Origin of the sequence: Actinomadura rifamycini DSM 43936, from assembly GCF_000425065.1 — a bacterium.
GTDB lineage: Bacteria > Actinomycetota > Actinomycetes > Streptosporangiales > Streptosporangiaceae > Spirillospora > Spirillospora rifamycini.
The window spans coordinates 20,960-34,390 of record NZ_AULB01000042.1; the positions used below are offsets into that span (position 1 = coordinate 20,960).

Sequence of the window (13,431 nt, forward strand, 5' to 3'; positions counted from 1 at the left end):
TCCGTGCGGAGGTACGTCACGCGGGGGCCCGGCCGGGTGCCGAATCCGCGTGCGGCCGCGCGCCGCGCACGTCCGTCCGGTCCGAAACGCAGAGCACCCCCGCGCTCACCGCCGGTCGTACGGGCGGTGACCACGGGGGTGTTCCGCTGAGCGGCCCGAAGTCGGGGCGGCCGGCCGGGCGGGCGCGGCCGGCGGGTCAGGAGACTTCGCGGACGATGTCGGCGCCGAGCTGCGACAGCCGCTCGGCGGTGTGCCCGTGGCCCCGGTCGAGGTAGTAGGCCGACGTGATCGTCGTCTCGCCCTCGGCGGCGAGGCCCGCCAGGACGAGCGCGCTGCCGCAGCGCAGGTCGTGCGCCTCGACCTCGGCGCCGCGCAGCGCGCGCGGCCCGTTGACCTTCGCGCGGTTGCCGTCGACGTCGATGTCGGCGCCCATCTTCCGCAGCTCGTCGGCCAGCTTGAAGCGGCCGTCGAAGATGCGCTCGTAGATGTAGGACGGGCCGTCCGCGAGGCACGACACCGCCATGATCGGCGACTGGAGGTCGGTCGCGAAGCCCGGGTACTCGTCGGTGATGACGTTGATCGGCCGCAGCGTGCGCTCCCGCCGGACCTGGAGCACCGCGCCCTGCTGGTGGAACTCGACGCCCATCTGCTCCAGCTTGTCGGCGGCGACGCCGAGGTGCTCGAGGGTGGCGCCGACGAGGTTCAGGTCGCCGCCGGTGATCGCCGCGGCCATCACGAAGACGCCGGCGTCGATGCGGTCGGGCATCACGGTGTGCTCGACGGCGGTCAGCTCGTCGACGCCCTCGACGGTGATGAACCCGGTGCCGCCGCCGCTGATCTTGGCGCCCATCGCCTGGAGGATCGCGATGTTGTCCAGGACCTCGGGCTCCAGCGCCGCGTTCTTGATCAGCGTGGTGCCCTGCGCGAGCGCCGCCGCCATGATCAGGTTCTCGGTGCCGGTGTGCGACGGGGTGTCGCAGTACAGCGTGCCGCCGCGCAGGTCGCCGGCCTTGATGTGGATGACGCCGTCGCCGTCGTCGCCGACGTTCTCGGTGACGGTCGCGCCCATCCGCTTGAAGCCGTTGTAGTGGAAGTCGAGGTTGCGGGACCCGAGGTTGCAGCCGCCCACGCCCTCGATGACCGCCTCGCCGAGCCGGTGCAGCAGGGCGGGCACGAACAGGAACGAGCCGCGGAACCGGGACGCGATGTCGGCGGGCAGCACGGGGCTGCTGAGCGACGAGGCGTCGATGACGAGGGTGCGCTCGGTCTCGTGCAGCTCGGCGCGGGCGCCGACCGCGCGGGCCAGCTCGACGGCGCGGCGGACGTCCTCGATGATCGGCACGTTGCGCAGCACGGTCCGCCCCTTGGCGGCCATGAGCGAGGCGCCGATCATCGGCAGGACGGCGTTCTTCGCGCCCTGGATGAAAACGGTGCCGTGCAGCTGCCGGCCGCCGCGCACACGGTAACGAACCTCGTGGCCCATGCTCATGCCGCGATACTCCTTTGGATGCGGGAAAACCTGCCGGATCGTGTGGGACCGCCTGGGCCGTGCGCGCCGAACGGCGTCCCCCTTGCGTCTGCCGCGACGCGTCCCCAGTAAACCACCGTGCCGAGGGTGCGGCGCCCGGAGCGACGTCCACGGAGCGGTTCGCTCGTTGAGATGTCCATCGAACGGAAAAAGTTCGCTTGCCCAACCGGACGGTGCAACCGCCACTATGGTGATCAATATGGACGAATCGCCAGGGTGGGACGCGATCGACGCCGCGCTGCGCAACGTGTACGGGGATGTCGCGCCCAAGCGTTGGGGAACCGTCCACCCGTGGGCGCTCGGCGGACCCGACCCGCTCGACGGCATCAGCGCCTACCCGCGCACCGACCCCGTACCGCACTGGCATTTCGTCTCGTACGGCATGAGCGAGCTGTACGAGAAGAGTTCGTCGGACCCGGACGAGTCGGGCTGGGGATTCGAGTTCACGTTCCGCGTGGCCAGGGATCCCGCGGACGAGATGCCCCCGGTCTGGGCGGCGAGCATGCTGCAAAATCTCGGTCGGTACGTGTTCAAAACCGGCAACTGGTTCGAGCCGGGGCACAAGATGAACGTTAACGGGCCGCTCCAGGCCAGTCGGCAGGAGTCCGACATCCGGGCGGTCACCTTCGTCGTGGACCCCGAACTGGGCGACATCGACACCCCGCACGGGTCGCTCCGGTTCCTGCAGGTCGTCGGACTGGCGAGCGAGGAGTACAGGGCCGCGGGCCGGTGGAACGTCGACTCGCTGATGCAGGTCCTCGCACCGCACCTGCCGCTGTTCGTCACCGACCTCGACCGCCGGTCCCTGCTCGACGTCCCCGAGGTCGCCCGCGCCGTCCAGCAAGGCATCGAACGCGACGGATCCAGCGCCGGCATGCAGTTCGTGTCCACCGCCCACTGGGAGCGGGGACCCGACGGCACCACGATCAAACTCGGCGCCCTGCAGGCCCCCGGGCTCGCCGGCGCGCTGCGCGGGCGGCTCCCCTTCGGCCGCGACCTGGTCCTGAAGAGCGACGACACGTTCCTGCTCTTCGAGCCCGCCGACGCGTTCGAGATCGAGGAACCCGGCACGGGCGGCCTCGTCCTGCGCGTCCCGCCCGGCGCCCTGGACGACCTCCTCGCCACCCTGGAGCCCGCGGCGGGCCGCAGGCCCGTCCCGTCCCTCCCGGGCCTCACCGTCGAGATCGTCCCGACCGCGATGAAGGACGCGTACGGCAACGAGACGGGCGAAGTGGTCGGCTGACCCGCGCTCAGCGGCTCTCGACGATCTCCACCGGGTCGCCGACCGCCAGCGTGCCCACGGTGCGCGGAACGCAGTTCTGGCCGAACAGCAGCCCGCCCTCCCCGGACCGGTAGGCGGCGAGCGTCCGCAGCGGCTCACGGCCCCGCTCGCCGGTCTCCTGGTCGGTCGTGGTGATCACGCAGCGGGTGCACGGCTTGATCGCCTCGATCAGCGTCCCGCCGATCCGCAGCAGCCGCGCGCCGTCCTCGCCGAACGCCCCGAGCCCCTCGACCACGAGGCTCGGCCGGAACCGGTTCATCGGCAGCGGCTCGGCCAGCCGCCCGTTCAGGTCGTCCAGCGACTCCTTCGAGATCAGCAGCAGCGGGTACCCGTCCGCGTACTGCACGACCCCGCCGCCGCGGCTCGTCTCCCGCCGGCCCGCGAACCGGACGAGCCGGCACTCGCGCCCGAGCAGGTCCGCGAACCACGCGGCGGCCTCGTCGCCCTGGTCGACCCCCCGGCACTCCTTCCAGTGGACGAGCACGTCGCGCGGCTCGCCGTCCCCGGTCAGCGCCTTGTGGACGAGCGGCGCCGCGCCCGGCGCCGTCACCGTGAGGACCTCGCCGTCGAACGACGGCCGCATCAGCGCCATCGCCCCCGAGTCGCGCTGCGTGAGCGACCGGCCCTCCGCATTGACGAGCATGAACTCCCGGTCGTACCGCAGGCCCGTCGGCAGCAGCTCGGCGGTGCGCAGCGCGGTGCCGCCGCCGCTCTTGACGGGGTAGACGTTGAGTTCGGTGAGCGTGGCCGGCACGGCTCCTCCGGTCGTTTCGGTCGGGTCAGGTGAGGTCGGCGAGCCGGTCGAACACGGGGCCGAGCCGCTCGACGAACCGCTCGGGACGGCACACCTCGTCCAGCCGTCCCTCGTCCAGGGACAGCCCGGCCTCCGCCGCGTGCCGGCGCAGCGTCTCGCGGAACGGCACCCCGGTCTCCCAGGTCTCCATGGCCGCCTTCTGCACCAGCGGGTACGCCTCGTCGTCGCGCGACATCCCCGCCTCGACCAGCTCCAGCAGGACCGTCGACGTGTAGATCAGCCCGCCCGTCGACTCGAGGTTCTCGGTCATCCGGGCCTCGTCCACCACCAGGCCCGACATGAGGCGGTTCGTCAGGTTCAGCATGTAGTCCAGCGCGACGGACGCGTCCGGGAGCGCGATCCGCTCGGTCGACGAGTGCGAGATGTCCCGCTCGTGCCACAGCGGGATGCCCTCCAGCACGGGCACGATCTGCGCCCGCACGATCCGCGCCATCCCCGCGAGCCGCTCCGAGATGATCGGGTTCTTCTTGTGCGGCATCGCCGACGAGCCCTTCTGGCCCTTGCCGAACGGCTCCCACAGCTCCCGCACCTCGGTGCGCTGCCCGTGCCGCACCTCCAGCGCGATCGCCTCGCACACCGTCGCCATGATCGCGAGCGCCGACACCCACTCGCTGATGCCGTCCCGCATGACGACCTGCGTCGACACGTCCGCGCACCGGAGCCCGAGCTCCCGCGCCACGTGCGCCTCGATCGCGGGGTCGATGTTGGAGTACGTCCCGACCGCCCCGGAGATCGCCATCACGCCCACCGACTCGCGCGCCCGGCGCAGCCGGTCGCGGGACCGCGCCATCGCGAACGCGAAGTCCGCGACCCGGTGGCCCCAGACGTCCGGCTCCCCGTGGATCCCGTGCGTCCGGCCCACCCGCAGCGTCCCCTTGTGGGCCAGCGCGTGGTCCCGCAGCGTCGCGACCAGCGCGTCCGCCTTCGCCAGCAGGATGTCGGTCGCCTCGACTAGTTGCAGCGCGAGCGCCGTGTCCAGCAGGTCCGACGACGTCATGCCGAAGTGCACGTACCGCGCGGCCTCGCGCGGCTCGGTGTTGTCCGCCCACGCCGACAGGAACGCGATCACGTCGTGCTGCGTGACCGCCTCGATCTCGTGCACGGCCTCCGGCGTCGGCGGCGGCGCCTTGCGCACCGGCTCCACCACCTCCGGCGGGACCGTGCCGGCCGCGGCGTGGGCCTCGACGACGAGGACCTCCACCTTGCACCACAGCTCGTACTTGTGCGCGTCGCTCCAGACGCGCCCCATCTCCGGAAGGGTGTACCGCTCAATCACGCGACGATTGTCCCAGGTCCAGGAACACGATGACGCGGCGGCCTGAAGTTCGCTCGTGCGCGGGCGTGTTCGGTCCCGGGCCTGCGCGGGGGCCTTGGTGCGGGCGCGGGGCCGGGGGGCGGGGCTCGTGGGCGGTGTGCGGGTCAGGCGGGGGTCGGGGCGGGGTGGTGGTCGGGGTGGTCGGTCCGGCTGCGGCGGGGGTGGCGGCGTTCGAGGAGGACCGCGGCGGCGAGGACGAGGATGAGGGCGGCGATCTCGGCGGCGGCGAGCCAGAGGCCGAGCGGGACGGTGGCCAGGGCGGCGACGGCGGCGCCGAGGCGGATGCCGGACGGGCCGATGCGCATCACGCGGCGGAACAGGACGTCGCCCGCGAGGTAGAGGGCGACGCCGCCCGCGATGGCGAGGGCCGTCCCGGGCTTGAGGTGCTCCCAGGCGTGCTCGACGGCCTTCTTCATCCCGGCCGCCGCCACGAGGACGCCGATGATCAGCGGGATGTGCGCGTAGAAGTAGCCGAACATCGTCATCTGGACGCGGCGGACGTCGTCGGCGGCGGCCAGCGACGCCTCCGCGCGCTCGTCGTCGCCGGTGAAGTACGTCCACCAGACGGCCGCGGCGAGGGCGAGGCCGAGCAGCGCGGCGACGACGAGGCCCGCGTCCAGCTCGGCGTGCGCGGCGCCCGTCCCCACGGAGATGATCGACTCGCCGAGGGTGATCATGACGAGCAGGCCGTGCCGCTCGACGATGTGCTCGGGGCGGATGCTGAACAGGCCGCCCGCCGGGACGATGTACGGCTGGACGATCGGCACGACCAGCGCGAGCGTCCACAGCGCGTACACGACGGGGCCGCCGTCGAGCAGGCCGGCGACGATGATCAGCACGGCGGCCAGCAGGTTCGCGGGGAGGACGCGCAGGATGTTCGGGTTGCCGCGGGCGTACAGGACGACGTGCGCGAGGACGAGCAGCAGGTAGCCGAGGCCCCAGACGAGCCCGCCGCCGCCGGTGAACGCGGTCGGGGTCCCGATGGCGACCATGAAGAACCCGCCCATGCCCGCGAGGATCAGCAGCCGGTGGGGCGTGGTCCTCGGCGCGGTCATGTTCGTCAGCCAGGCGTACCCGCCGTACATCCACCAGAGGACGCCGAACATCAGGACGATCTGGAAAACGCCGAGCGGGGTGAACTCGCCGATCAGGACGTCGGTCAGCCAGATCAGCGTGAAGACGAACACGAGGTCGAAGAAGAGCTCCAGCGTCGTGACGCCGTAGACCTCCTCCTCGTCCGTGGGGGTGGGGGAGGAGGTCATGAGCCAGCCTTTGGGGGTTATGTCCGTGTAATCATGTAATCATGACACGGCTTCGGCGGCCGTGCGGGCGATATCGGTCCGGTGGTGCGAGCCGCGCAGGCCGATCTTCCCGACCGCCTCGTACGCCGCCGCGCGGGCCGCCGCGAGGTCCGCGCCCGTGCCGACGACGCTCAGCACGCGGCCGCCGCTCGCGACGAGCCGTCCGGAGTCGAAGTCCAGGCTCGTGCCCGCGTGCAGGACGTACGCGCCGTCCACGGCGTCCGCCTCCGCCAGGCCCGTGATCGTGTCGCCCTTCACCGGCGACGCCGGGTAGTCCTCGGCCGCCACGACGACCGTGACGGCGGCGCCCGGGTGCCACTCGGGCCGGGCGTCGGGGTCGAGGCCGCCGATCGCGCACGCCTGCAGGAGCGTCGCGACGGGGGTGGCGAGCCGGTCCAGGACGACCTGCGTCTCGGGGTCGCCGAACCGCGCGTTGAACTCGACCACGCGGACGCCCTTCGACGTCAGCGCGAGGCCCGCGTACAGGGTGCCGACGTACGGGGTCTCGCGGCGGCGCAGCTCGTCCAGCGTCGGCTGCACGACCGTGGCCATGACCTCGTCGACCAGGCCCTCCGGCGCCCACGGCAGCGGCGTGTAGGCGCCCATGCCGCCGGTGTTCGGGCCCGCGTCGCCGTCGAGGGCGCGCTTGAAGTCCTGCGCGGGCGGCAGGGGCACGGCGTGCCGGCCGTCGCACAGCGCGAACAGCGACACCTCCGGGCCGTCCAGGAACTCCTCGATCACGACCCGGTCGCACGCCTCCGCGTGCGCCAGCGCCACGTCGCGGTCCTCGGTCACCACGACGCCCTTGCCCGCCGCGAGCCCGTCGTCCTTCACCACGTAGGGCGGGCCGAACGCGTCGAGGGCCTCCTCCGCCTCCGCGCGGGACGAGCAGACGCGCGCGTCCGCCGTCGGCACCCCGGCCGCCGCCATGATCTCCTTGGCGAACGCCTTCGACCCCTCGATGCGGGCCGCCTCCCGGTCCGGGCCGAAGCACGGGACGCCCGCCGCGCGCAGCGCGTCCCCGACGCCCGCGACCAGCGGCGCCTCGGGCCCGATCACCACCAGTTCGGCGCGCAGCCGCGCGGCGAGCCCGGTCACCGCCGCGGGATCGGACGGGTCGAGCTGGTGGTTGTCCGCGATCTCCGCCGTGCCGGGGTTGCCCGGGGCGCAGTGGAGGGCGGTGACGGCAGGGTCGCGGTGCAGGGCGCGGGCGAGCGCATGCTCGCGGCCACCCGATCCAAGGACGAGTACTCGCACGTCACGCGAGCTTACCGATCCGGCGGCCGCGGGGCGGTTCGTCCGATGAGTCCGCCGTCACACCGGGGTGCGGTGAACTTCCCCGAACCTCACGACGTCCTAACGATCGGCTGGTACGCTGCGATCGGCCTTGACAGACCGTGGTCGTGGTGTGTCCGGAAGGAGGTGGTCGGGATGAGTCCTGGTGATCCTTGCAGTTCGCCGGAGAACCCTCACAGTCCGATGACTGTCCGTCCGTCCGCCTCCCTCTGGCGTCCGGCCGCCCCCGCGCGCTCCCTCTAGGGTCGAGCGCGCGATGCGCGCGTGGCCGGCGGTTAGGAGCACCTCATGGCCATGACGCGAGTCCGTCCCACCCGCGCGCTGTTCAAGGCGCGCCGCCCCCAGGGCACGCCGCGGCAGGGCCCGCCCCGGGGCTCCGCCGTCATCGACTGGGCCGCCTACATCGACGGCCACCGCGTCTGCACCGACACCGTCGGGGACGCCGTCCGCCTCATCCGCGACGGCCGCCTCACCCCCGAGGGCGACAGCGCCGGCTTCGTCTGGGTCGGGCTGCACGAACCGTCCGCGACCGAGCTGGCCGACCTCGCCGAGGTGTTCGGGCTGCACCCGCTCGCCGTCGAGGACGCCATCCACGCGCACCAGCGCCCGAAGCACGAGCGCTACGACGACGTCCACTTCGTCGTGATGAAGACCGTCGGCTACGTCCCGGGCGAGGACGGCTCCGAGGTCGTCGAGACCGGCGAGATCATGATCTTCTGCGGGCCCGACTTCGTCGTGACCGTCCGGCACGGCACCCACGGCGAGCTCGCGCCCGTCCGCACCCGCCTCGAACGCGACCCGTCCCGGCTCGTGCACGGCCCGGCCGCCGTCCTGCACGCCGTCACCGACCACGTCGTCGACGGGTACGTCAACGTCGCCGACGCCGTCCAGGAGGACATCGACGAGGTCGAGGAGGCCGTCTTCTCGCCCGAGCGGACGGACGAGTCGCGCCGCATCTACCGGCTCAAGCGCGAGGTCATCCAGCTCAAGCGGGCCGTCGGCCCCCTCGCGGGCCCGCTGCGCAGCCTGTCCGGCCGCCGGTTCGTCCCGGCGGAGATCAAGGAGTACCTGCGCGACGTCGAGGACCACCTCACCCGCGTCCGCGAGCAGGTCGAGTCCTACGACGAGCTGCTGAACCCGATCCTGCAGGCGCACATGACGCAGGTGACGGTCGCCGACAACCAGGACATGCGCAAGATCTCCGCCTGGGGCGCGATCTTCATGGTGCCCACCGCCATCGCGGGCATCTACGGCATGAACTTCGACGTCATGCCCGAGACCGACTGGCGGTACGGCTACTTCATGATCCTCGGCGTCATCGGCCTCGCCTGCCTGTCCCTCTACCGCGGGTTCCGCCGCAACGGCTGGCTCTGACCCGCCGGTTCAGAGCTGCCCGAACACCCAGCCGACCGCCTGCCGCCGCAGCTCCTCCGCGATGACGGAGTTCCCGCCCGGCGGGGCGGCGGTGTCCCGCGGGACGGGCGCGGCGTACGACACCGTCGGGCCGGCCGCGGCCTCCGGATCGGACGGGTCGGCGAGCACGCCCCCGAACCGCAGGTCGCCCGCGAACCACAGCACCCCGTATCCGTCGGTCAGCGACATCCACGTGCGGTGCTGGAGCCGGGTCTTCAGCACCGCCGCCGTGTTCTCGTTCGGGTCCAGCAGGAACACGTGGACCGTCGCGCCCCACGTGTGCGCCTCGACCTGCTCCACGCGGCACGGCCACACCTGCCACGGCTCGCGCTCGAGGACCGGCGCGAGCGCGTTCGCCTCCGGGCCCGTCAGCGACCCGACGGACGGCCGGTCGTTGCGCTCCATCACCCACATGAAGAGGCAGAACACGGGCATGACCACGCAGGCGACGGCGACGAGGGCGGCGCTCTCGAACTGCACGGCGAGCACCACCGCCAGCACCGCCGTCCCGACCACCGCCAGCACGACCATGAAGCGGCGCATCCTGCGCGCCCTCTCCATGGGCGGGCGAAGCTGCTCCAGTACCGCGGGAGTGGTGGCCGCGGCCGGTTCGGGGGAGACCGCGTAACCGAAGCGCCTGGCGAGCATCGAAGCCTCCAACGACCGGGCACCGTACCGGTCGCCGATCATCATCCTCAGAACGCCCGGCCCCCGGCAAGCGCGGTCCGGGTGCGGCCGTCCGGCGATCAGTTCCGCGCCGCGCGGGGGGTGCCGCCGTCCGGGGGGAAGAGGGCGGCTTCCAGGACGGCGACGAGCGTGTCCGCGGCGGCCGCGGTGTCGTAGCCGTCGTCGCGCAGCCACTCCCCGACGATCCCGTCGATCGCGCCGCCCGCGATGATCGCGAGCGTCCGGGGGTCCGGTCCCGGCCCGAGCCCGCGAGCCCCGCGGGCGGCCGCGAGGAGGCCGGCGAGAGGCCCCCAGCGCGTCTCCCCCGCGGGCGGGCCGGCGGCGGCCATCGCTTCGGTGATCATGCGGGCGTGGTCGCGGTGCTCGGCCAGGTGCCCCACCATCCGCCGCACGTACACGGCCGGGGCGCGGTCGGCCGGGGCCGCGTCGACGGCCGCGCCGACCTCGGCCACGAGCGCGTCCAGGACGTGGTCGAGCGCCGCCGCCACGACCGCGTCCCTGGACGCGAAGTGGTACAGCACCGCCCCCTTGGTGATCCCCGCGGTCCGCGCGATCCGGGTCAGCGACGCGGCGGCGTACCCCTCCTGCGCCACCAGGTCGATCGTGATCCGGATGAGCTGCTCGCGCCGCGCCCGCTCGATGAAGCTGCGCGTCTCGTCCGTCTTCCCGGGTGCGGGTCCCCTGGCGGTCATGGCAGGACGCTACCCCATCCCGCAGTACTGTTGAACGACGGTGAGAAATTTGACCGCTGTTCAGAAGGAGGGGCGATGGCCGGGAGCGAGCAGGCCGGGAGCGAGCGGGATCCCCAGGCCGCCGGGGAGGAAGCGGCGCCGGCACGGCGGACCGGGAGGCGCCGCCGCCGGCTGAAGATCGCGGCCGGGGCCGTCGCGGCCGTCGTCGTGGTCCTCGCGTTCGCCCTGCGCGCGCCGTCCCCGGTGGGCCACTGGAACGGCGCCGAGGCGCGCGCGGAGTTCCTGGCCGCCTACGACCGGGCGATGGCCGCCATGCCGCGGCCGGCCGCGACGCTGGACGTGCGCACCGACTTCGGGTTCGTCCGGGTCTACCGGTTCGAGGGCACCGCGGACCGGGCCGAGCCGCTGGTGCTGCTGCCCGGCCGGGCGTCGGCGTCGCCGGTATGGGCCGACAACCTGCCGCACCTGCTCGGGGTCGGCGACGTCTACACGCTCGACCTGCTGGGCGAGCCGGGCCGGAGCGTCCAGGACGCGCCCATCGCCTCCGCCGCCGACCAGGCCGCCTGGCTGCACCAGGTACTGGAGCGGCTGCCGGAGCACTCCTTCCACGTGGTCGGGATGTCGATCGGCGGGTGGACGGCCGCGAACCTCGCGGTGCGCGAACCGGCGAAGGTCGCCACCCTGACGCTCCTCGACCCGGTGTACACGTTCACCGACATACCGATCGGGACGGCGGTCCGCGCCATCCCGGCCTCGGTGCCGTGGCTGCCGAAGTCCTGGCGCGACGCGTTCAACTCCTACACCGCCGGCGGGGCTCCGGTGGAGGACGTGCCGGTGGCGGACATGATCGAGCGCGGCATGAAGGGCTACACCCTGCGGCTCCCGCAGCCGTCCCGCATCGACGAGCGGGCGCTGCGCCGCATCGGGACGCCCGTCCTGGCGCTCCTCGCCGGCGAGTCGGTGATGCACGACCCCGGCGCGTCCCGGGAGGTCGCCGAACGCGCGCTGCGGAGCGGCACGGTGAAGGTCTACCCGGACGCCTCGCACGCGATCAACGGGGAGTACCCCGAGAGGGTCGCCGCCGACATCGCCGCGTTCCTCGACGCCGCCTGACGCCGCCGGACCCTCCGGCAGGCGCGCGCAGAGCCGGCGGGCCCGGAGGCCGGAATCGCGCGCCGCGTCCGCGCAACCGGTCGGGGCGGGTCGGGATAGAGCAGGGTGTCAGCACTCCCCAGACGTGGAGGACCCCATGAAGGGATACCCCGGCCCATGGCCACGGTGAGCCCCGCGAGGGACGGACGGGACGACGCGCGGATCGTCGCGGCGTCCCTCGACGACCCCGAGGCGTTCGGCGAGCTGTTCCGCCGGTACGGGCCCCGGATCCACGCGTACGTCCGCCGGCGGCTCGGGCCCGTCCTGGCCGACGACCTGCTGTCGGAGACGTTCGCGACCGCGTTCCGGCAGCGGGAGCGGTTCGACGGCCGCGCCGAGTTCGGCGCCTGGCTGTGGGGCATCGCGAGCAACCTGATCGCGCGGCACCACCGGCAGGAGACGCGGATGTACCGCGCGTTCGCCCGCACCGGCGTCGACCCGGCGGAGGACGGCGTCGCCGAACGGGCGAGCGAGCGCGCGACGGCGGCCGCCCTCGGACCGGCCATGGCGAAGGCGCTCGCGTCGCTGACCGTGAAGGAGCGCGGCCCCATGCTGCTGCTGGCCTGGGGCGAGATGTCGTACCCGGAGATCGCGGCGGCGCTCGACCTGCCGCTCGGAACGGTCAAGGCCCGCATCCACCGGGCCCGCAAGAAGCTCCGCAAAGCCCTCCCGGAGGAGAAGAACCATGGATGAGATCGACGCCCTGCGCGGCATGCGGACGGCGCTCGCCGAGGAGGAGTCCCCCGAGGCGCTCGCCGCGCGCATCGACTGGCGGACCGACCGGCGGGCCGCGCCGCCGAAGCCGGAACGGCGCCGGCCGCGCTTCGCGCTCCCGCTGGTGGGCGTGGTCGCGGCCGGCGCGGCGGCCGCGGCGGCCGTGGCGCTCGTCCCGGACGGCGGGGGCGGCGGCGAGGTCCGCGCGGAGCCGGGGAACGTGCTGCTGGTGGCCGCGGACAACGCGCAGAAGGCGCCGACCGGGAAGTACTGGCACGCCGAATGGGTGCTGGGCGACGTCTACACGGTCGGGAAGACGGCGGAGAACCACTACAAGGTCGATTCGCGGCAGCGGCTCATCAGCTGGGTCGGCCCCGACGGCAAGGAGCGTGCGGGGAGGCAGGAGGAGACCGACCGTCCGCTGACGGACGAGGACATGCGGAAGTGGCGGGCGGCGGGGTCCCCCGAGTGGCTGGACGTGCCCGACCCCGTAGGGCCCGGGCAGATCGGCCTGTGGATGGCGGAGCCGGAGTCGCGCCAGCTGTTCCCATGGGACCTCTACGAGGGTGCGTTCGGCCTGTCCGTCCAGGAGATCGAGAGCATGCCGACGGAGGCGGGGGCGCTGAAGAACACGCTGCTCGGTCTGAAGGGCAACTGGCACGCGTACACGTCCGGTGACACCGGGAAGGAGCCGATCCGGGCCCTGGAGGGCGCGGAGCGCGTCCGGGCGTTGAGCGAGGTGGCGGGGACGCTGCTGTCGAGCGCCCCGGCGCCGCCGAAGGTGCGTGCGGCGGCGTTCCGGATGCTCGCCGACCTGCCGGGAGTCGAGGTCGGGGGCGAGGCGGCCGACCGGATGGGGCGCAAGGGGACCGTGGTCTCGCTGCCACTGGAGACGACCATGCCGCTGGGCCTGTACACCGCGCCGAAGCAGCTCGGCACCTACGAACGGCAGTTCATCGTCGACCCGGCGAAGGGCGCCCTGCTGGAGATCCGGGACGTGGTGGCCACGCCGCCGAAGGGGTCCCGGACGCTCCCGCCGGGGGACGACGGCAAGCCCCGCAGCCTCCGGGCCGAGAACATGCCCGACCGGTTCCACAAGCCCGGTGAGCTGGCCGGATACCAGCTCTTCACCGTGGCCGAATGGACGGACGAACGCCCGGAGTGAGCGCCGCCCGGTCGGCCGTGCGGCCCTCCGGCCCTGCGGCCGACCGGAGGTTCGAGGTATGGCCCGCCCTAC

12 protein-coding genes are annotated in these 13,431 nt (G+C 73.2%); 5 read left to right on the forward strand and 7 right to left on the reverse strand.

Going from position 1 to position 13,431, the window contains the following annotated elements:
* Positions 1–196: 196 nt before the first annotated feature.
* Positions 197–1,483 (reverse strand): UDP-N-acetylglucosamine 1-carboxyvinyltransferase, encoded by a 1,287-nt coding sequence (gene murA, locus H505_RS0131110; protein WP_026405092.1) that lies wholly within the window; start codon positions 1,481–1,483, stop codon positions 197–199.
* Between the two features lie 244 nt (positions 1,484–1,727).
* On the opposite strand from murA, the gene H505_RS0131115 reads away from it, so the two are divergent.
* A complete protein-coding gene (locus tag H505_RS0131115; RefSeq protein WP_051301362.1) occupies positions 1,728–2,771 on the forward strand; it encodes a suppressor of fused domain protein in 1,044 nt (347 codons plus the stop codon).
* A gap of 7 nt (positions 2,772–2,778) precedes the next feature.
* Here H505_RS0131115 and H505_RS0131120 read toward each other — a convergent pair whose 3' ends face one another.
* The 4 genes from H505_RS0131120 to purD form a co-directional block, all read right to left on the reverse strand.
* On the reverse strand, positions 2,779–3,564 hold the full coding sequence (locus H505_RS0131120; RefSeq protein WP_026405094.1) for an MOSC domain-containing protein: 786 nt from the start codon (positions 3,562–3,564) through the stop codon (positions 2,779–2,781).
* Positions 3,565–3,589: 25 nt separating this feature from the next.
* Entirely contained in the window at positions 3,590–4,900 is a 1,311-nt protein-coding gene (gene purB, locus H505_RS0131125) for an adenylosuccinate lyase (RefSeq protein WP_026405095.1), read from the reverse strand.
* 143 nt (positions 4,901–5,043) lie between these two features.
* Complete coding sequence (locus tag H505_RS45450; protein WP_051301363.1) at positions 5,044–6,201, reverse strand: low temperature requirement protein A; 1,158 nt, start codon at positions 6,199–6,201, stop codon at positions 5,044–5,046.
* Between the two features lie 39 nt (positions 6,202–6,240).
* Positions 6,241–7,497, reverse strand: coding sequence for a phosphoribosylamine--glycine ligase (gene purD / locus H505_RS0131135; RefSeq protein ID WP_026405096.1), 1,257 nt, complete (start codon positions 7,495–7,497; stop codon positions 6,241–6,243).
* 327 nt (positions 7,498–7,824) lie between these two features.
* Here purD and H505_RS0131140 point away from each other — a divergent pair, with 327 nt between their 5' ends.
* Entirely contained in the window at positions 7,825–8,910 is a 1,086-nt protein-coding gene (locus H505_RS0131140) for a magnesium and cobalt transport protein CorA (RefSeq protein ID WP_026405097.1), read from the forward strand.
* 9 nt (positions 8,911–8,919) lie between these two features.
* Here the strand turns inward: H505_RS0131140 and H505_RS0131145 are convergent, their stop codons facing one another.
* Together H505_RS0131145 and H505_RS45455 are read right to left on the reverse strand one after the other, a co-directional pair.
* Complete coding sequence (locus tag H505_RS0131145; protein ID WP_157433200.1) at positions 8,920–9,597, reverse strand: hypothetical protein; 678 nt, start codon at positions 9,595–9,597, stop codon at positions 8,920–8,922.
* A 98-nt stretch (positions 9,598–9,695) separates the two neighbouring features.
* On the reverse strand, positions 9,696–10,328 hold the full coding sequence (locus H505_RS45455; RefSeq protein WP_051301364.1) for a TetR/AcrR family transcriptional regulator: 633 nt from the start codon (positions 10,326–10,328) through the stop codon (positions 9,696–9,698).
* Positions 10,329–10,403: 75 nt separating this feature from the next.
* Here H505_RS45455 and H505_RS0131155 point away from each other — a divergent pair, with 75 nt between their 5' ends.
* The 3 genes from H505_RS0131155 to H505_RS0131165 all read left to right on the forward strand — a co-directional run bounded on the left by H505_RS0131155 (position 10,404) and on the right by H505_RS0131165 (position 13,359).
* Positions 10,404–11,441 carry an alpha/beta fold hydrolase gene (locus tag H505_RS0131155; protein ID WP_084551028.1) on the forward strand — a complete coding sequence of 346 codons (1,038 nt, stop codon included), beginning with the start codon at positions 10,404–10,406 and terminating at the stop codon, positions 11,439–11,441.
* 156 nt (positions 11,442–11,597) lie between these two features.
* Positions 11,598–12,173 carry an RNA polymerase sigma factor gene (locus H505_RS0131160; RefSeq protein WP_034520737.1) on the forward strand — a complete coding sequence of 192 codons (576 nt, stop codon included), beginning with the start codon at positions 11,598–11,600 and terminating at the stop codon, positions 12,171–12,173.
* Positions 12,166–13,359 (forward strand): CU044_5270 family protein, encoded by a 1,194-nt coding sequence (locus H505_RS0131165; RefSeq protein WP_026405101.1) that lies wholly within the window; start codon positions 12,166–12,168, stop codon positions 13,357–13,359. The genes H505_RS0131160 and H505_RS0131165 overlap by 8 nt, the downstream gene beginning before the upstream one ends.
* Positions 13,360–13,431 lie beyond the last annotated feature (72 nt).

What these genes read in the sequence shown, in the direction of transcription:
- murA (WP_026405092.1), bottom strand. Translation starts at nt 1,483, where the DNA reads ATGGGCCACGAGGTTCGTTACCGTGTGCGCGGCGGCCGGCAGCTGCAC.
- H505_RS0131115 (WP_051301362.1), top strand. Translation starts at nt 1,728, where the DNA reads ATGGACGAATCGCCAGGGTGGGACGCGATCGACGCCGCGCTGCGCAAC.
- H505_RS45450 (WP_051301363.1), bottom strand. Translation starts at nt 6,201, where the DNA reads ATGACCTCCTCCCCCACCCCCACGGACGAGGAGGAGGTCTACGGCGTC.
- H505_RS0131140 (WP_026405097.1), top strand. Translation starts at nt 7,825, where the DNA reads ATGGCCATGACGCGAGTCCGTCCCACCCGCGCGCTGTTCAAGGCGCGC.
- H505_RS0131145 (WP_157433200.1), bottom strand. Translation starts at nt 9,597, where the DNA reads ATGCTCGCCAGGCGCTTCGGTTACGCGGTCTCCCCCGAACCGGCCGCG.
- H505_RS45455 (WP_051301364.1), bottom strand. Translation starts at nt 10,328, where the DNA reads ATGACCGCCAGGGGACCCGCACCCGGGAAGACGGACGAGACGCGCAGC.
- H505_RS0131155 (WP_084551028.1), top strand. Translation starts at nt 10,404, where the DNA reads ATGGCCGGGAGCGAGCAGGCCGGGAGCGAGCGGGATCCCCAGGCCGCC.
- H505_RS0131160 (WP_034520737.1), top strand. Translation starts at nt 11,598, where the DNA reads ATGGCCACGGTGAGCCCCGCGAGGGACGGACGGGACGACGCGCGGATC.
- H505_RS0131165 (WP_026405101.1), top strand. Translation starts at nt 12,166, where the DNA reads ATGGATGAGATCGACGCCCTGCGCGGCATGCGGACGGCGCTCGCCGAG.